The organism is Centipeda artemidis DSM 19719 (assembly GCF_000426665.1).
Taxonomy (GTDB): domain Bacteria; phylum Bacillota; class Negativicutes; order Selenomonadales; family Selenomonadaceae; genus Centipeda; species Centipeda artemidis.
Genome location: NZ_AUFU01000007.1, coordinates 53,660 through 71,300 on the forward strand (window position 1 = coordinate 53,660; position 17,641 = coordinate 71,300).

Genomic DNA, 17,641 nt, shown 5'->3' on the forward strand with positions numbered 1-17,641 from the left:
GCGCATCCTCCTATTCCATGGACGGATTTGTCGGGATCTCGGCGTCCCGAACGTCGATCTTTCCGGTGACGACATCGGAGATCAGTGTTGATTTGAGTTCTTTCAAGCATTTGATTTGTTCTTCCAGCTTTGAAATCCCCGCATCTATCGCAGATATTTTCGAATCCAAATAGCGCACGATTTGATCCTGCTCGTCACGTGGCGGGACAACAATTTTTATGTTCAACAAGTCATTCGCGGATAGGGTTTGACGTACACCTGCCCCAAGACCATTAAAGATTTGTCTCAACCACAAGTCATAGTATTGAAAATAAAAATATCTTGTATTAATATCGCATTTTGCAGACAGACGTATATAGGCAGAACTCATGATTCCCCGCTCAGGAACAAGTCCCACCCTGCTGGTAGAAATATTTTCAAGGTCAATGAGCTTAAATACCAAATCATCTTTTTCAAAGATTTGATAGGTTCGGTAATCACTTGGACTTAATCCAATAGGTTTCTCCCTATTATTTCGGACGACGCCTTGCAGTGTCAATGACAGTATATTTCCTTCTTCATTATTTTTATTTTTCTCTGTTTGCGTTGCAAATAGTGTTTTACACTTCACATATCCCCAATGCTTTGGCACATTTGTCAACCACGATTGATCTGTTGTTTTATAGGTTTTGTATCGCTTCATTCTATCATTTCCTCAATAGTTGAGTACAGCGTTAAGTAGTCTATTGCTTGCATCTTCCACAACACGAATATCATGAACAATCTCATCAATTTTCCTTAGCTCCAACGGTCGATAAAAATACTTCGTGAAGCTAATCTCATAGCCGATCTCAGTTTTCTTCTCGTCGATATAGGCGTCGGGCGCATAGGGGCGCACTTCGTTCTCGATGAACGCCGCAATCCCGCCCGGATAGTTCAGCGGGACGTTCTCGGTATCGCGGAGCGCGGAGTCGGCTTCGCCCGCGACAGGCTGTGCCGCAGGATCTTTAACGGTGATATGGGGACGCAGTTTTTTCAGCAGGGCGGGCTTCAGTCCCGTCGCCTTTGCAAACGCCGTCCAGTCGTCAAGCGGCGCGGTATCGAGCGCCCTTTGGTAGGCGGCGCGCTCCTCGGCAGTGCCGAACAGTCCCGCGGGGAGTGTGCGCTCCCGTTCGATCCGCAGACGCAGGGGACGCTCCACGGTCACCGACCAAAAGCCGAACTCTTTGCCCTCAAATATTTTGCTGACGTCGCTTTCTTCATATGCCAAAAAGATGCGCAGTATCTCCGCACGAAGCTCGGGAGTAAATTCGCAGTTTTTCTTGCCGAGATTTTTCCTGAGCGGCGACTTCATCGCGGTCGCGTCGATGAGTTGTATCTTCCCTTTGCGACGCTTTTCTTTTTTGTTCGACAGAATCCAAATGTAGGTGCCGATGCCCGTATTGTAGAACATATTCTCCGGCAAGGCGATGATCGCCTCAACAAGGTCGTTCTCGATCATAAAGCGGCGCGCGTTGCTCTCGCCGCTGCCTGCATCCCCGGTAAAGAGGGACGATCCGTTGTGCACCTCGGCGATACGGCTGCCGAGCTTTGTATTTTGCTTCATCTTCGCGATGTTGTTCAGCAGGAAGAGGAGCTGTCCGTCACTCACGCGCGGGAATGCGGCAAGGCGTTCTCCGTCCGCGAGTGTGACGCGAAACCGCGGGTCTTTGATGTCCGATTTCCCGCCCATTTTGGTAGCGTCGGCTTTCCAATTTTTACCGTAGGGCGGATTGGACAGCATGAAGTCAAAGTACATCTTTGCGTGATGATCCTCGGAGAGCGTCGAGCCGTATTTGATGTTTCCCGCTTCAGCGCCGTCCCCTTTGAGCAACATATCCGCGGTGCAGATAGCGTAGGTCTCAGGGTTCACCTCCTGTCCGTAGAGGTGGATGGAGACTGCCTTGCCGTGCTCCTCGGCAAGCTCCTGCAGACGTGCCTGCGCGACGGTGAGTATTCCGCCCGTACCGCTCGCGCCGTCATAACAGGAATACGTTGCGTCTAGGAGTTCATGACGGATGGGGACGAAGATGAGATCTGCCATGAGTTCTACGACATCACGCGGCGTCCAGTGCTCGCCCGCCTCTTCATTATTGTCTTCGTTGAATTTGCGGATGAGTTCTTCAAAGATCGTACCCATGCTGTGATTGTCAAGCCCCGGGTGCAGGACATCTTTTTTCTCCGCGTCCTTATAGATCGGATAGGGGCTGAGGTTGATGTCCGAGGCGGTGAATTTTTCGATGACTGCGCCGAGGATGCCCGCGTCGTCCATGGTATCAATCTGCGTGCGGAATTTGAATTTATCCAAAATCTCCTGTACGTTCGGAGAGAAGCCGTTGAGATACGCAATGAAATCAGCTTTCAGGTTCTGCTCGTTTGTACGGCTCGTGAGATCCTTGAGCAAAAAGGGAGAGTCGTTGTAAAACGCCTGTCCCGCTTTGATGCAGAGGGTTTCCGGCGGGACGTCCACATGTGCGTCCTCGAATTTGCGCTTGGCCGCGAGCACCGCTCCCTTCGTCTCCTCGAGTACGCTGTCGAGCCGGCGAATGACGGTCATCGGCAGGATGACATCGCGGTACTTCCCGCGCTGATAAATATCGCGCAAACATTCGTCTGCGATCCCCCAGATAAAACTGACGATTGCGTTGTGCGTTTGATGATCCATTGCCGTTCCTCTTTCATCTTGGTATACGTTTTATTATACAGATTAGGCGAAATAAAACAATCCTAAATTGTGCGATGCAGTCGATATATCTAGCGAGGCGGCGCGATTTATGGTAAAATTGGTACGAGGAGGGATGCCCCTTGATGCAGCGTAAAAATGGCGGGATCTGACCATCACCGACGACTATATGTTCAAGCTCATCATGAGTTACAAACGTATTTGCAAGCACCTCATTGAGCGGGTACTCGGCATCGAGGTGAAAGATATTGCCTACATCGAAAACGAATATCCACTCAAGAGCACACATGAGAGCAAGGGCGTTCGTCTCGACGTATTCGTCGCCGATACTGCCGGCTCGCGGTTCGTCCTAGAGATGCAGGTGCGCAATTACGGCGCACGGGAAATCGGCAGGCGCAGCCGTTTTTATCAAACGACCATCGATTTTGACTTCCTCACGACGGGGGAAGCATACAAAGACCTCGGCGATGCCTATGTGATTTTCTTCTGCCCTTTCCCGCTGTGGGGCGGCGAGCGGCGCGTCTATACGTTTGAGAATACCTGCCGCGAGGATAAAAATCTGACCTTACAGGACGGCATGACGAAGGTATTCCTCAGTTCCGCCGGAAAACCGACGGACGATATTGATCCCGAGGTCAACGATTTCCTGAACTACATGAACGGCATCCTCGGGGACAGCCCCTTTATTCGGGAAATCGACGAAGAGATCCGACGACTCAAGGAAAACGGTGAAAAGGAGGAGCTATATATGAATTTCCTAATGAGCATCAATGACGACCTGATCGAAGCCCGCGCCGAAGCGCGCAAAGAAGGCAGAGCCGAAGGTACAGAAAAGACACAAATATCCGCGCTCAAAAACCTCATGAAGGACCTAAATCTGTCTCTTGAAAAAGCAATGGACGCTTTGGGGATTCCGTCAAACGACCGCGCAAAGTATGCGGCGATGATACAGAATTGACGCTGTTGAACAGCCCGGCAAATTTTAACAAGTAAAAGAGACTGATGCACAAATATCTGTGCATCAGTCTCTTTTGTTGATAAGTTTTCTTTAGGATACGTATTCTCCTACAATGATTATATTTCCTCCGCTCGCTTTGCGCAGGCGGTTCATGACGGCAAGTCCAAGCCCGTGTTCGTCCGTCCCCTCGGCGAGGAGCGCCCCGGCGTCCGTATTGTCAAACCGGCGGAGTGCATCGTAAAGACAATTCGCATACGCGGCATCATCGCCGCGTGCGCCGCAGGCGTAAACATACGCGGGCGATATGAGGCCCGTGAGCGCGGCACAGGTCTCCCGAGATGCAATCAGCCCGACCTGCGTCCCCTCCGCCCTGCGCCGCAGAATCTCTGCGCGGAGCGCCGCCGTCACGGTATCGGGCGCGCCCGTATAGACGGTGAGTGATGCGCGCGGCGCATAATGTCGGTACTTCATGCCCGGGGCACGCGGCACGGCATCCGCCGCCGTGAGCGCAGGATCGACGCGCACCTCCATCTGCGGCAGTTCCGCCGCAATCATCTCACGCGTGACGGCGCCCGGGCGCAGGACGGTCACGATCCCGTCCTCCGTACAGTCCACAATCGTGGACTCGACCCCCCAGCGGCACGCGCCGCCATCGAGGATGCACGGAATGCGCCCCGCAAGATCGTCTGAGACCATCGCCGCCGTCGTCGGACTGGGACGCCCCGAGGTATTCGCGGACGGCGCGGCGATGGGAACGCCCGCCGCACGAATGAGGGCGCGCGCAATGTCATGGTCGGGACAGCGCACGCCGACGGTCGAGAGCCCCCCCGTCACGATGTCCGGAACATGCGCCGCCTTTGGCAAAATCACGGTGATGGGGCCGGGCGCAAACGCCGTGAGAAGATGCGCCGCGGCGGGTGTGACGATGCGCGCCGCATCCGCCGCCATGGAGAGGTCGGCGATATGCAGGATGAGCGGGTTATCGGAAGGACGCCCCTTCGCCGCGTAGATGCGCGCACAAGCCGCCACGTCCAACCCGTTCGCCCCGAGCCCGTAGACCGTCTCGGTCGGAAATGCGACGAGCGCGCCGTCACGAATCATCTGCGCGGCATGTGCAATGTCCGCATCGCGTACGGGAGATATGATTTGCGTTTGCATGGCGCGTTCCTCCTTTCCGAATGTGTTGCTGTGCGCATAAAGCGATGCAGTTTCTTAATTATCGTTCGGCGTACATATTACGAGGGCATTGTCATACATACGTTGATAGCGAGGGAGAATTATGTATATGGCGTTCCCCGGAAGCGGCGAAGGTGTGTGCTCTCGCGACGCCTAGCATCACCCGAAGGGGCGGGGCGGCACGATAACCGGACGAGAGATGCGAAGATGTGAGAACGCCGTCATACGGCTCTTAGAGCAGAGCTACGCAGAGCCGTGGCGGTGTACTTTCTAAAAATCGTTTATGGACTGCCGTCCCGTTTGCGCCGCGGAGTGAAGTACACACCTGAGCTGCAAGGTAAACGTAAACGCCGTGACACAGCTATGCGCCAAAATCCCGACTCATACCGATACCTGAGTGACACGGAAGTTTGGATGCAGAGCAAGGAACAAGAGAAATACAAGCGAAGGTGTAGTTAAGAGCTACGTCGAGCGCAGTATTTCTCGCAGTGACACAGCTATGCGCCAAAATCCCGTGTCACGCCCCGTAGGCAATAACAACTCGCTCCACCCCCGCAAGGTCTTTTTTTAGCTCCGTCCGCACGATCCGCGGATGCTGCTCCGCAAGCGCGGCAACATCCGCCGCCTGCCCGATGCCGACCTCAATGGCGATTGCGCCGCCCGCTTTCAGCATCACGGGGGCATCCGCCATAATGCGGCGGTAAAAATCGAGCCCGTCCGCGCCGCCGTCCAGCGCGAGATGCGGTTCATAGGTGCGCACGTCGGTCATGAGTCCCGCGATGTCAGCCGCAGGGATATAGGGCGGATTCGACAATATCATATCATAGCTGCGTCCCGCGAGAGGGGCGAGCAGATCGCCCTCATGCACAGTGCATTTCTCCGCAAGACCTAGCTGCGCCGCGTTCTCCCGTGCGACGGCGGCCGCGCCGGGCGAGATGTCGACGGCATCGGCGTGCAGCTCCGCCACATCCGCATGATGCAGGACAGAGAGCGCAATTGCGCCCGTTCCCGTGCCGAGGTCGGCAATGCACATATCTTCCGCCCCCGCCGCATGCCGCGCGCACAGGAAATCCACGGCGCTCTGCACGAGGATTTCGGTATCGGGGCGCGGGACGAGCGTGTCGCGCGTGACGCGAAACACCAGCCCCATGAACTCCCGCCTGCCGAGCACATATGCCGTCGGCATATACGCGCCGCGCTCTTTGACATAGCCGCGAAACGTGCTCAGCTCCGCAGGCTCAAGCGGTTCGTCAAAATGGACGTAGAGATACATGCGGTCTTTGCCGAGGACGGCGGCGAGCAATACCTCGGCGTCAAGGCGCGGGCTCTCGATGCCGCGCGTCTTAAAAAAATCCGCCGTCCATGTGAGCAGACGGCGGATCGTCCAAAGTTCACGCTCCGCCATCACTGCACCTGTTTCAGACGTTCCGCCTGATCCGCCGTGATGAGCGCGGCGAGGAGTTCTTCGAGCTCCCCGTCCAAAACGGCGTCGATCTTGTAGAGTGTCAGCCCGATGCGGTGATCCGTGACGCGCCCCTGCGGGAAATTGTAGGTGCGGATGCGTTCGCTGCGGTCGCCCGAGCCGACCTGACTGCGCCGGTCGGCGGCAACGGCATCCGCCTGCTCCTGCTGCGCGCGGTCGTAGATGCGTGCGCGGAGCACCTTCATCGCCTTTTCCTTATTCTTGAGCTGCGACTTTTCATCCTGACACTGCACGACGATGCCCGTCGGCAGATGCGTGATGCGGATGGCAGTCTCCGTACGGTTGACGTACTGCCCGCCCGCGCCCGAAGCGCAGTAGGTATCGATGCGCAGGTCGTTCGGGTCGATCGTGACCTCGACGTCCTCCGCCTCCGGCAGGACGGCGACCGTGACCGCCGAGGTGTGAATGCGCCCGCCGGACTCGGTGACGGGGATGCGCTGTACGCGATGTGTGCCGCTCTCGTATTTCAGCTTGCTGTATGCGCCCGCACCCGTCACGAGAAACGAGATTTCCTTAAATCCGCCGATCTCCGTCTCGTTGCTGCTGAGGATCTCCGTCCGCCATCCCTGCCGCTCGGCATAGCGCGCGTACATGCGGAAGAGACTTGCGGCAAAGAGCGCCGCTTCCTCGCCGCCGACGCCGCCGCGAATCTCGACGATGACGTTCTTGTCGTCGTTCGGGTCACGCGGCAGGAGGAGGATCGGCAGCTCTTTTGCAAGGCGTTCGCGCTCCGCCTCCGCCGCGGCGATCTCTTCGAGCAACAGTTCCTTCATCTCGGCATCCGCCTCGGCGAGCATTTCCTTGTCCTCGGCGACGGTTTCCTCCGCCTTGCGGTACGCTTCGTATGCGGTCACGATGGGCGTCAGCGCGGCGTGCTCGCGCGTGTACCGCTGCCAGCGCGCCATATCCGCCATGACGGTGGGATCGCTGAGGAGCGCTTCGAGCTCTCTGTATTTGTCCGCGACTGCGGTGAGTTTGCTTAACACGATGCTTCCTTTCGGTAATTCCCGCTGCCTGCGGGGATTTGATCGGGCGGCAGTACCGCCTTGAGCGACTCGATCGCAACCTCGACCATCTCGTCCGCGGGCGGGCGCGTCGTGAGGTACTGCAGCCACAGCCCTGGCGTGATGAGGATGCGGACGAGACGGCTTTCGCTGCGCCCCGCAAAGCGGATGATCTCGTACGAGACGCCCGCAACGACGGGCAGAATCGCGAGACGGCTCAGAATGCGCAGCCAGAGGTCTGGCCAGCCGAAAAAGACGTGGAACACGATGGCGACGATCATGACGATGAGAAGGAAATTCGTGCCGCAGCGCGGGTGCAGGCGCGTGAACTGCTGCACGTTTTCAACCGTCAGCGGCAGCTCCGCCTCATAGCAGTGGATGGTCTTGTGCTCCGCGCCGTGGTATTGAAAGACGCGGTGAATGCCGTCCATAAACGAGATGCCCCAAATGTAGAGCAGGAACACGGTGAGCCGGATGCCGCCCTCGATGAGGTTGAACACGACGGGATCGTTCGTATAAGCCGCCGCGAGGTGCGCCGCCCCCGTCGGGATGACGATGAAGAGAACGCTTGCAAGTACGAGCGCAAAGCCGATCGTCATGGCGAGCTCCTTCTTCGTCATCTGCTCGTCCTCCTCGCCCGCCGCCTGTGCGGAAAAAGAGAGCGCGCGCATCCCGATGACGAGGGACTCGATCATGATGACCGAGCCGCGGATGAGCGGCAAATTGAGGATTGGATAGCGGTCGCGGATGGACGTGACGGTATGCGTCTCGACCTCGATCTCGCCGGTCGGCAGTCGCACCGCCGTCGCCGTCCGATCCGCATCGCGCATCATGACGCCCTCGATGACTGCCTGCCCGCCAACGGCAAGATCGGTGATTTTTTTTGACATAAATTTTTCCTCTATATGAAAAAGGACTGCCACACGATCTCTCGTGCAGCAGCCCTTCCTGTTATGCGCAGACAAAAACAGGCAAGGTGCGGCGCACCTCACCGGTTTTACTACTTCTTCGCGTAGCGCTTTTGGAACTTCTCGATGCGTCCGCCCGCCTGAACGTCGCGCTGACGTCCCGTGAAGAACGGATGGCATTTCGAGCAGACATCGACGCGGAGATCGCCCTTGGTCGAGCCGGTCTTGAACGTGTTGCCGCAGCCGCACGTCACCGTCGCCTCAAAGAACTCCGGATGGATACCCTCTTTCATTCCGATACACCTCGTTTCTTTTGCCGGATACAAGCCCGCTTGTGCGCGCTTGGTTGAACTCGACGAAGCCGTCGAGAACGAGTCTTGGAAACGGACGCCCTGCGTCCATTACCGCCGTAGTATAACACAAACGCACGCGGTGCGCAAGTCCTACTCCATCTTCGTAAGGATGATGCGCGCGAGGCGTTTGCCCAAAATATAATTCCAAATCCACTTCATCATGACGGTGAAGTTTGCATATTTCCCCGCCAGACGCATGAGATGGACGAACATCCACGCCGTCCACGCGATAAAACCGCTCGCCTTCATATTGATGCCGATCACAGGGATGGGACCGTTCATGACCGCCTCGCCGCGCGCGATCGTCGCCATCGCGCCGAGATCTTGATAGACGAATCGTCCAAGCTCTTCCGGCTTTTTCCCATGAATCAGTGCCATGATGTTCCGCCCCACCTGCAGAGCCTCCTGCGTTGCCACGGGCGCGACGGTCGGGAGTGGGCGCTCCGTGCCGTGCTGGAAGTTCGCGCAGTCGCCGATGGCAAAGACGCAGTCGCTGCCGCGTACGAGCAGGTTCTCCTCGACAATGATGCGCCCCGCGCGGTCGACCTCGCCGCCGCAGTCTTTGATGAAGTCCTGCGCGCGCACGCCCGCCGCCCAGATCACAGTCTTGGTCGGGATCACGTCGCCGCCCTTGAGGCTGAGCGTTGATCCGTCATAGTCCGTCACGGCGGTATTGAGCCGGACATCAACGCCCTTTTTCCGCAGAACATCGATGGTTTTCTGTTGGAGGTCGGGCGGTACCATCGGCAGGACGGAGCCCATCGCCTCGAGCAGGATCACGTGAACTCTGCTGAAATCAAGACTATGGTATTCCTTCTTAAACACATCGATAAGTTCGATGATGGCGCCCGCCAGCTCAATGCCCGTCGCGCCGCCGCCGACGATGACGAAGTTGAGATGACGCTGACGTTCGTCATCGTCGGTCTCATTCACTCTTGCCGCTCGTTCAAATTCATGAACGAGATGGCTGCGCAGCGCGATCGCCTCTTGGAGGCTCTTCATCGGATAGGAGTTCTGTGCGACGCTCTCGTTGCCGAAGAAATTCGTCGTTGCGCCCGCCGCGAGTACGAGGTAATCGTACGCGATCTCACCGTGATTGGTCAGGAGTACCTTGCGTTCCTGATCGACCCCCTCCGCCGAGGCGAGTTGGAACTCCACATTCTTGTTGTGCTTGAAGAATGCGCGCGTCGGATATGCAATTTCCGGCACGGCGAGCACAGCGGTCGCTACCTGATAGAGGAGCGGCTGAAAAAGATGATAGTTGTGCCGATCGACAAGCGTGATGCGGACATTTTCTTTTGCGAGTTCCTTGGCGAGACAAACCCCTCCAAAACCGGCGCCGACAATAACAACGTGCTTCTGCTCCGCCATGATATTCCCCTCTCATTGACATAATAGTGAAAAAAATCACATAGTTGAATCAAATGATCCTATAAATCCATCTCATATGAGAAAGTTTATCTCACAGCGTTTATCATACCACGTTTCAGGAGAATTTCAATATTGATTTTTTTCATAAGCAGCGGCAATATGTCTATACTTCGGATATCGCCGCATTTCTCTCGTTTTCCCGCCGCATCCGGTTCTCGATGACGCGCAGGCGGATCATGAGACAGACGGCGCCAAAGATGATGCCGCCGTTGAGCCCCGCCCAGTAGCCGTATGGTCCCAGCTCCGTCATCCGTGCGAGCAGGTATCCTGCAGGCAGTCCGATCCCCCAGAAGGAAAGGACGGCGAGCCAGAATGTAACCGTGACATCCTTATAGCCGCGCAGCGCCCCTTGGAGCGGCGCGTTGACGCAGTCGCAGAACTGCATAACGAGTGCATAGAGAAGGAAGACACGCAGAAGTTCCTGCACTTCCGGATTCGTCGAATAGAGCGCGGCGACATGGTCGCGCATGGCGGCAAGCGCAAGAGCAATGATGCCGACGAAGGCAAGCGTCAGCACGCGGCTCAGGCGGATGTATGCGCGTGCACCGTTTTCGCGCCCCGCGCCGACCTCGTATCCAACGAGGATGGTAATTGCCATAGAGACGGAAAGCGGCAGCATATAGACGATGGTCGTAAAGTTCATCGCCGCCTGATGCGCAGCAAGCACGGTTGTACCGTATGCCGCCATAAGCAGACCGACCGCACCGAAGATGCTCTGCTCGCAGAACACCGTCATGCCGATGGGAATGCAGATCTTCAGCTGTGCCCGCCAGTCGGAGATCACGGGGCGCGGGAATCCCGAAAAGACATGATAGCGTTTGAACTGTTCCATGCGCAAAACAACAATGATGGTGAGCAGCAGGAACACGGTATAGCTCAGCGCGGCGCCGAGTCCCGCGCCTGCACCGCCGAACGGCGCAATTCCAAACGCACCGTACATGAATATGTAATTGAGGACAATGTTGATCGGCACAACGGTCACGGTGATAAACATCGTGAGCCGCGTTTTCCCATGTGCATCCATGAGGTTGCGCAGAACGCTCGCAGGCGCGATCGGGATCATGCCAAACGCGATGTAGGACAGATACTCCATCGTGATATTTTCGACGACAGGCTCGAGATCGAGCGCCCGCACAAGCATCGGAACAGTGAGTGCGCCCAGCGCCAAGAGAAGCGCGCCAAAAAGCGTCGCCCAGTAGAATCCCTGCCGGACGACGCTCCTGATCTCCCTCCGCTCCTGCGCACCGTAATGATGTGCAATCACCGGAGTCAGCCCCGAGATCAGCCCGACAAACGCGCCGAATACGGGGAAGAAGATGCTCGCGCCGACAGCGACGCCGGCGAGATCCTCCTTGCTGATATGTCCCGCCATGACGGTGTTGAAGAATCCGGGTGCCATGAGCGAGAGCTGCGTGATGAGAATCGGAAGGAGCACAATGAAGAACTGGCGGGCACGCGCCCGGTAGCCATGAACTTCCTGCAAGTCATCCCTCCTCTTCTCATTCTTTTATCCGAAATAATCCGCAATGCCGTCCGCAATGCCGCGGGCAATCTTCTTGATGCCCGCCTCACTGTTCATCATACGCTCCTCGTCTGCATTTGAAATGAAAGAGATCTCAACGAGAATGGACGGCATATCCGTATGTTTTACCACGTAAAAATTGCTGGTCTGCGTACCGCGGTCAAGCGTGCCGATAGAGTCGATGAGGGCAGTGCGCACACTGTCGGCAAGGCGCCTCGACTGCGGCGAGCCCTTTGTGTAGTAGTAGGCAGTCGTCCCCTTGACCTCACGATTCGTAAAGGCGTCCGCATGGATGGAAATGAAGATATCTGCGTTCGCTTTGTTTGCAATCTCACAGCGTGCCTCAAGCTCCTCGACAGCGGTTGCTTGTGCGCCCTTTGGCGAGACCTCGGTATCCCCCGTACGCGTGAGGATCACGGTCGCTCCCTCCGCTTCGAGCAGGCGCTTGACCTCCTTGCTCACGCGGATCGTCACAGATTTTTCCATGACGCCTGTGGGGCCGATCGCCCCCGAATCGCTGCCGCCGTGTCCGGGATCGATGGCGATCTTGCGCCCCTTCAGCCCGATGATCTTGGAGATATCCCGATTAACGTCACTGCTGCCGCGCGGCTGTTCGTTCTCGTCCTCCTCCTGCTCACCCTGCTGCGGAAGCTGCACAGGCGGCTGTACCTGCGGTGCGGGCTTCTTGGGTATGCTACCCGGCGCGCGTCCAAAGTCCATGACGATACGCGGCTTGTCGCCGCCCAAGGCAAAGACCTTGTACCCGTCCTTGCCCACGGAAGTCTCCACCACGATGCGGACAGTTGTTTGGTCGAACTGCGCGACACGTACGGCAGAGGCAATTGAGGAGTCGATGCCGACTGAACGCTTTACGTCTGCGGAAATCCATGCGTTCTGCACATCAACCACAACGCGCGTGGGATTTGCAAGGACATTCTGCCGATAGGTTACGGGACGGTCGGCATCCACGACGATGCGGACATTGCCGTCCGCTTTCCCGATGCGAATCCCCGTGATCTTCGCCATGTCATGCGCACGATCGCTGAATGCTGCCTCCGCATGTCCTGCGGCGCCGATGATTCCAAAAAATCCGATGAGCAGAAGGCTCATCAGTAAAACAATACGCCGCAAGGGCACCACCTCCCAAAAAACCTGCGAAATAGGCTTTGCATCTACTTCGCAGGCTCTTCTTTTTCGTGTAAATATGCACATTCGCTACTGCTGTGAGGTTTCTGCGGGCGCTTCGTCCGCTGTCCCCGGTACGGGAGCATGGGCGGCTGCACTGCGTGCTGCCGCCCCTTTGCGCGGGACGCCCTCGTAGATGATCTGCGTGATCTCAGCGGCACGTTCCGGTTCGAACGCTGCCATGATCTTCGCCGCATTGCCCTCGTCCATACGCTGGAGGATCGCAATGCAGAGATCAATATCGAGAGCCTCCATCACCTTAGCAGCATCCGCCGCCTTCATATCATTGTAGAGACGTGCAAGTTTCGTGACGCGCTTTTTTTCCGCCGCCTCGCGCTCTGCCTGCTGCTTGGCGATCTCCTCTTTCGTGATCTTTACGCTCTCAGATACCTTTTTCGGCGTGCCTGCGGCGGCAGGTTTTGCAGATGACGTCTGCGCGCTCTGCGTCCCCGTCGTCTGTGTCTCTTCGGCACTGCCCGCAGGCGGGACGAAGTATTCGCCGACAATCGGAAGCTCGTGCAGATGATATTCCTCGTTCAGTGCCTGCGTGTCAAAGAGACGCAGGTAGACGCCAAGGGCAAAACCGCCCGCAACAATCACGAGGAGTAAGATCAGACCGAATAGGATCTTTAGTTTCTTCCGCATAGAATCCCCATCCCTCTTTCTCTTCCCTCACCGATAAATATCGAGTACACGGTTCACGTAGTCCTGCGTCTCCGCGTACGGAGGAACGCCGCCGTATGCCTTAACGGCACTCGCTCCCGCATTGTAGGCGGCAACCGCCTTGCGGACATCCCCGCCAAACGTGCCGAGGAGCTCGCTCAGATATTTCGTGCCGCCCTCGACGTTGCTCTTCATATCGTAAGGATTGACGCCAAGTTCCGCAGCCGTTCCCGGCATGAGCTGCATGACGCCGATTGCCCCCGCGTCCGAGACGGCGTCCTGCCGCCCCCCCGACTCGACCTCCGCAACGGCGGAGACAAGTTTCGGGTCGACCGCGTATTTCTGCGCAGCGGCATGAATCGTACGCGCGAGATCGGGCTGAGCAGCGTCTGTCGGTGCAGTCCGCTCTGCCCGTGCCGTTTCTTGAACGGCGGCCGGTGGAGCTGCGGCTTGCACTGTGTGTGCCTTCTCTGCCGCTCCTGCGGCGCTGCGATCAATCTCCGCACGCAGCCGTGCCGCAAAATCTGCACCCGGAAGCTGTGCCTGCGGCAGGTTAAACTGTCCCTCAATCTCGGCGATGCGTGCCTGTATCTGCCGTATGGCGGAAAGATCCATCATACCGCTTCCTCCATTTCCCTGTTTCTCATCGTGAGCTGCAGGCCGATCTCGTCGAGCATTTTCTGCTCTTCCTGCAGTGCCTCCGCCTTGTATTCCGCAAGACGTTTTTCCCTCAGTTTTTCAATGCTCTTGAGCGCGCTCATCTGCTCCATCAGGACTTTGAGCCGCTTTTGCCGCTCTGCATTTGCACGCAGGACAACCTGCTGCTGCTCCTCGATCTGCTGCCGCTTCCATGCAAAGAAGCGGTTAAAGCTCATGAGCCGCCCAATCTTGATGCGCGTGCCCGTTTTAGAGAGTTCTTCGTAATCATGCTGCCCCTGCTGCATCTCTTCGAGCAGCCGGCGCTGGTATGCACGCGCCTCCTCCAGTTTTCGCACGGCTTCGGCAAAGGCGACTTCCGCCTTTTCCTTTTTCATGCGCGTCACCTTAAGGAGGGTTTCAAGCTGAAATCGAAATTTTTTCATGTGAGTTCTTCAGCGGATGCGGGCTGCTTCCCCGTCAGCTCCACGAGCCGCCGCTCCGTATCCTCGTAAGAGGTCACTTCGAAGATATCCTGACAAAGAAAATCGTTGATGCCCTCGATTTTTTGGATCGCAGCGTCGATCTTTGGACTTGAGCCTTTGACATAGGCACCGATATGGATAAGATCCTCCGCTTCGCTGTAGACCGCCATGAGCTGGCGCATTTCCTGCGCCGCTTCAAGATGTTCTTTGGGAACGACCTCGTACATAACGCGGCTGACACTGCCGAGAACGTCGATCGCCGGAAAGTGATTCTGCGCAGCAATCCGGCGAGAGAGCACGATATGTCCGTCGAGAATCGAACGCACGGCATCGGCGATCGGCTCATTCATGTCGTCGCCGTCAACGAGGACGGTGTAGATGCCCGTAATCGACCCGTGCTCGCTCGTGCCTGCACGCTCGAGGAGCCGCGGCAGCATGGCAAAGACGGACGGTGTATAGCCGCGCGTTGCGGGAGGCTCGCCGATGGTGAGTCCAACTTCGCGCTGCGCCATAGCAAAGCGCGTCACGGAGTCCATCATGAGGACGACCTTGTGCCCGCGATCTCGGAAATACTCGGCAATCGCCGTTCCCGTCATCGCGCCCTTAATGCGGACGAGCGCCGGCTGATCCGAGGTCGCAACGACGACGACGGAGCGTTTGAGCCCCTCCTCACCAAGATCCCGCTCGATAAAGTCGCGTACCTCACGTCCGCGCTCGCCGACGAGGGTGATGACGCTGATATCCGCCTCCGTATTGCGCGCAATCATGGAGAGCAGCGTGGACTTGCCGACACCCGAGCCCGCCATGATGCCGATGCGCTGTCCGTCACCGAGCGTGATGAGCCCGTCGATGGCACGCACACCGACATAGAGGTTTTCACTGATGCGCGGACGAGAGAGTGGTGACGGCGGCGGCGCCTGCAGGGGATACTCTTCCTTTGTAAGGATGGGACCCTTGCCGTCGATGGGGTTGCCGAGCCCGTCGAGCACGCGCCCGAGGAGTTCCTCCCCGACCTTCACACGCAGGCGTCGTCCCGTTGCCGTAACCTCGCAGCCGGGGCCAATGCCCTGCATCTCGCCGACCGGCATGAGCAGGACGCTCCCCTCCCGGAATCCGACGACCTCTGCGGGCACTGCCGGCATCCCGGTGAAATGGGATCTGACATAGCACAGCTCGCCGACCGTCACCGTGGGTCCCTGCGACTCGATGACGAGACCGATGATCTGCGTGACCTTCCCCGTGAGCTTCATCGGTGACGCTGCGTGCAGGGCATCCTTAAATTTCCGGACATCTATGGAAAATGGGGGATTTCCCCCCGTTTCACTCATATTCATAGCATTACTTCCCGCACAGCCTTTTTGAGCTGTTCGATCTGCGTCTGAAGGCGTGCGTCCACGCTGCCGTTCGGCGTCTCCACAAGGCAGTCGCCCGGCTTCATTGCCTCGTCGGAGGTAATCGTGAGATTCGTATCCCCCGCCGTGAGGAGTCCTCGCAGTTCGTCGCGTGCCATGAGGACAAAATCATAGCTGTCCGGCGGCACATGGACGATGACTTCCTTTTGGTCTTTGACCCGGAGGATCGCGTCGCGGACGATGGGCAGAACCATCTGCGGCACATCAATGAAATGCTGCGGGAGAATGCGCTCCACTGCCGTCATGGCAATGGAAACAATATCCTCCTCTGCCTGCATGAGATAATCGCGCATGGCGTCGTGTGCGTCGCGCAGTGTCTTTTCCGCCTGCGCGTTGGTCGTGCGGATGAGCTCCGCCATCTCTTCGCGCACGGCGGCTTCGCCTTCGGCATGGCCTGCGGCAAAGCCCTCTGCATGCCCTGCGGCACGCGCCTCTGCACGGTCGTTTTCGATCTGTGTCTGCGCCTCACTGAGAAGTCGGTCGCGCTCTTCCTCGGCTTCCCCGTGGAGTACGGCGACCTGTATTTCCGCCTCTTTGACGCGTTCGTCCATCGCCTGTTCGCGCTCGGCGATGCGGGCGAGGAGGTTCTGCACCGCCTCTTCGCTTAAGGCTTCCGCCTCCCCCTCTTCGCGGGGCGGGGGCGGTGGGGGCGGTACGTCTATGAGGTGCGGATTCTCTTCCCAGACGGCTGCCTTGATAACCCTAGACAATCATCTCGTCTCCCTTGCCGCGCGAAATCACGATTTCGCCCTTGTCCTCGAGCACGCGGATGACACCGACAACCTTCTGCTGCGCCTCTTCGACGTCGCGAATCTTGACGGGTCCCATGAACTCGATCTCCTCGCGCAGCATATCTGCCGCACGCGTGGACATATTCTTGAACACCTTTTCCGCAACTTCCTGCGGCGTCGCCTTGAGCGCGAGGGAGAGATCCTTCGTCTCGACCTGACGCAGGACGAGCTGGAGCGAACGGTCGTCGATCTGCACGATGTCCTCGAACACGAACATGAGCTTTTTGATCTCTTCGGCGAGTTCGGGATTGTCGACCTCGAGGGTCTCGACGATCGCCTTCTCCGTCGTACGGTCGACGCGGTTGAGCACCTCGACGATCGCCTTGATGCCGCCTGCCGTAGTAAAGTCCTGTGTAACCATAGAAGAGAGTTTCCGTTCGAGCACGCGCTCTACCTCGCGGATGAAATCCGGCGACGTACGATCCATCGTCGCAACACGCTTTGTGACCTCGACCTGCGATTCGGGAGGGAGCGATCCCAGGACGATCGCCGCCTGATCCGGATCGAGATACGCCATGACGAGCGCGATGGTCTGCGGATGCTCGTTCTGTATGAAGTTGAGGAGCTGCGCGGGATCGGTCTTGCGCAGGAAGTCGAAGGGACGCACCTGCAGGCTCGTCGTAAGACGGTTGATGATCTCGAGCGCCTTGTCGGGGCCGAGCGCCTTCTCGAGGACGTTCTGCGCATATTGGAGACCGCCCGAAGAGATGTAATCCTGTGCCATGCACATGGAGTAGAATTCTGCGATGATCTCCGCCTTGAGCGAAGAGGATACCTGTTTTTGGTTCGCGATCTCGAGCGTTAGCTGCTCAATCTCGTCGTCATCCATATGCTGAAAGAGCTTTGCGGAGTATTCAGGCCCAAGCGCGATAAAGAGAATCGCCGCTTTTTGCTGATTCGTCATGTCTCCGCTGCCATACATGTCCGGCATGG

The 17,641-nt window shown here is 57.6% G+C and carries 17 protein-coding genes; 1 reads left to right on the forward strand and 16 read right to left on the reverse strand.

Translation table 11 applies throughout. The features are described 5' to 3' along the window. Positions 1-10: 10 nt before the first annotated feature. On the reverse strand, positions 11-682 hold the full coding sequence (locus K341_RS0105445) for a restriction endonuclease subunit S (RefSeq protein ID WP_009349201.1): 672 nt from the start codon (positions 680-682) through the stop codon (positions 11-13). 12 nt (positions 683-694) lie between these two features. Beyond that, positions 695-2,683, reverse strand: a complete 1,989-nt coding sequence (locus K341_RS0105450) for a type I restriction-modification system subunit M (protein WP_009349202.1) — start codon at positions 2,681-2,683, stop codon at positions 695-697. Between the two features lie 187 nt (positions 2,684-2,870). Here K341_RS0105450 and K341_RS0105455 point away from each other — a divergent pair, with 187 nt between their 5' ends. Further along, on the forward strand, positions 2,871-3,659 hold the full coding sequence (locus K341_RS0105455; RefSeq protein ID WP_009349203.1) for an Rpn family recombination-promoting nuclease/putative transposase: 789 nt from the start codon (positions 2,871-2,873) through the stop codon (positions 3,657-3,659). 90 nt (positions 3,660-3,749) lie between these two features. Here K341_RS0105455 and K341_RS0105460 read toward each other — a convergent pair whose 3' ends face one another. The 14 genes from K341_RS0105460 to fliG all read right to left on the reverse strand — a co-directional run bounded on the left by K341_RS0105460 (position 3,750) and on the right by fliG (position 17,639). Continuing rightward, complete coding sequence (locus K341_RS0105460; protein WP_009349204.1) at positions 3,750-4,817, reverse strand: L-threonylcarbamoyladenylate synthase; 1,068 nt, start codon at positions 4,815-4,817, stop codon at positions 3,750-3,752. A 535-nt stretch (positions 4,818-5,352) separates the two neighbouring features. Further along, a complete protein-coding gene (gene prmC / locus K341_RS0105465) occupies positions 5,353-6,240 on the reverse strand; it encodes a peptide chain release factor N(5)-glutamine methyltransferase (protein WP_009349205.1) in 888 nt (295 codons plus the stop codon). Continuing rightward, positions 6,240-7,304 carry a peptide chain release factor 1 gene (gene prfA / locus K341_RS0105470; protein WP_009349206.1) on the reverse strand — a complete coding sequence of 355 codons (1,065 nt, stop codon included), beginning with the start codon at positions 7,302-7,304 and terminating at the stop codon, positions 6,240-6,242. Before prfA ends, prmC begins: the two co-directional genes overlap by 1 nt. Then, positions 7,298-8,212 carry a DUF1385 domain-containing protein gene (locus K341_RS0105475; RefSeq protein ID WP_026762125.1) on the reverse strand — a complete coding sequence of 305 codons (915 nt, stop codon included), beginning with the start codon at positions 8,210-8,212 and terminating at the stop codon, positions 7,298-7,300. The genes prfA and K341_RS0105475 overlap by 7 nt, the downstream gene beginning before the upstream one ends. Before the next feature lie 110 nt (positions 8,213-8,322). Next, positions 8,323-8,523 (reverse strand): 50S ribosomal protein L31, encoded by a 201-nt coding sequence (gene rpmE / locus K341_RS0105480; protein ID WP_009349208.1) that lies wholly within the window; start codon positions 8,521-8,523, stop codon positions 8,323-8,325. A gap of 150 nt (positions 8,524-8,673) precedes the next feature. Beyond that, positions 8,674-9,954, reverse strand: coding sequence for an NAD(P)/FAD-dependent oxidoreductase (locus tag K341_RS0105485; protein ID WP_009657641.1), 1,281 nt, complete (start codon positions 9,952-9,954; stop codon positions 8,674-8,676). 163 nt (positions 9,955-10,117) lie between these two features. Further along, entirely contained in the window at positions 10,118-11,497 is a 1,380-nt protein-coding gene (locus K341_RS0105490) for an MATE family efflux transporter (RefSeq protein WP_009349210.1), read from the reverse strand. 24 nt (positions 11,498-11,521) lie between these two features. Next, the gene (locus K341_RS0105495; protein ID WP_009657645.1) at positions 11,522-12,667 is read right to left on the reverse strand and encodes an N-acetylmuramoyl-L-alanine amidase; all 1,146 of its coding nucleotides are present in this window, start codon (positions 12,665-12,667) and stop codon (positions 11,522-11,524) included. Positions 12,668-12,751: 84 nt separating this feature from the next. Beyond that, a complete protein-coding gene (locus tag K341_RS0105500) occupies positions 12,752-13,366 on the reverse strand; it encodes a MotE family protein (RefSeq protein ID WP_009349212.1) in 615 nt (204 codons plus the stop codon). 27 nt (positions 13,367-13,393) lie between these two features. Then, positions 13,394-14,002, reverse strand: coding sequence for a lytic transglycosylase domain-containing protein (locus K341_RS0105505; protein ID WP_009349213.1), 609 nt, complete (start codon positions 14,000-14,002; stop codon positions 13,394-13,396). Then, a complete protein-coding gene (gene fliJ, locus K341_RS0105510; RefSeq protein ID WP_009349214.1) occupies positions 13,999-14,466 on the reverse strand; it encodes a flagellar export protein FliJ in 468 nt (155 codons plus the stop codon). The genes K341_RS0105505 and fliJ overlap by 4 nt, the downstream gene beginning before the upstream one ends. Further along, the gene (gene fliI, locus K341_RS0105515) at positions 14,463-15,839 is read right to left on the reverse strand and encodes a flagellar protein export ATPase FliI (RefSeq protein ID WP_026762126.1); all 1,377 of its coding nucleotides are present in this window, start codon (positions 15,837-15,839) and stop codon (positions 14,463-14,465) included. The genes fliJ and fliI overlap by 4 nt, the downstream gene beginning before the upstream one ends. Further along, positions 15,836-16,627 (reverse strand): FliH/SctL family protein, encoded by a 792-nt coding sequence (locus K341_RS0105520; RefSeq protein WP_026762127.1) that lies wholly within the window; start codon positions 16,625-16,627, stop codon positions 15,836-15,838. Before K341_RS0105520 ends, fliI begins: the two co-directional genes overlap by 4 nt. After that, positions 16,620-17,639, reverse strand: coding sequence for a flagellar motor switch protein FliG (gene fliG / locus K341_RS0105525; protein ID WP_009349217.1), 1,020 nt, complete (start codon positions 17,637-17,639; stop codon positions 16,620-16,622). The genes K341_RS0105520 and fliG overlap by 8 nt, the downstream gene beginning before the upstream one ends. Positions 17,640-17,641: the final 2 nt, after the last annotated feature.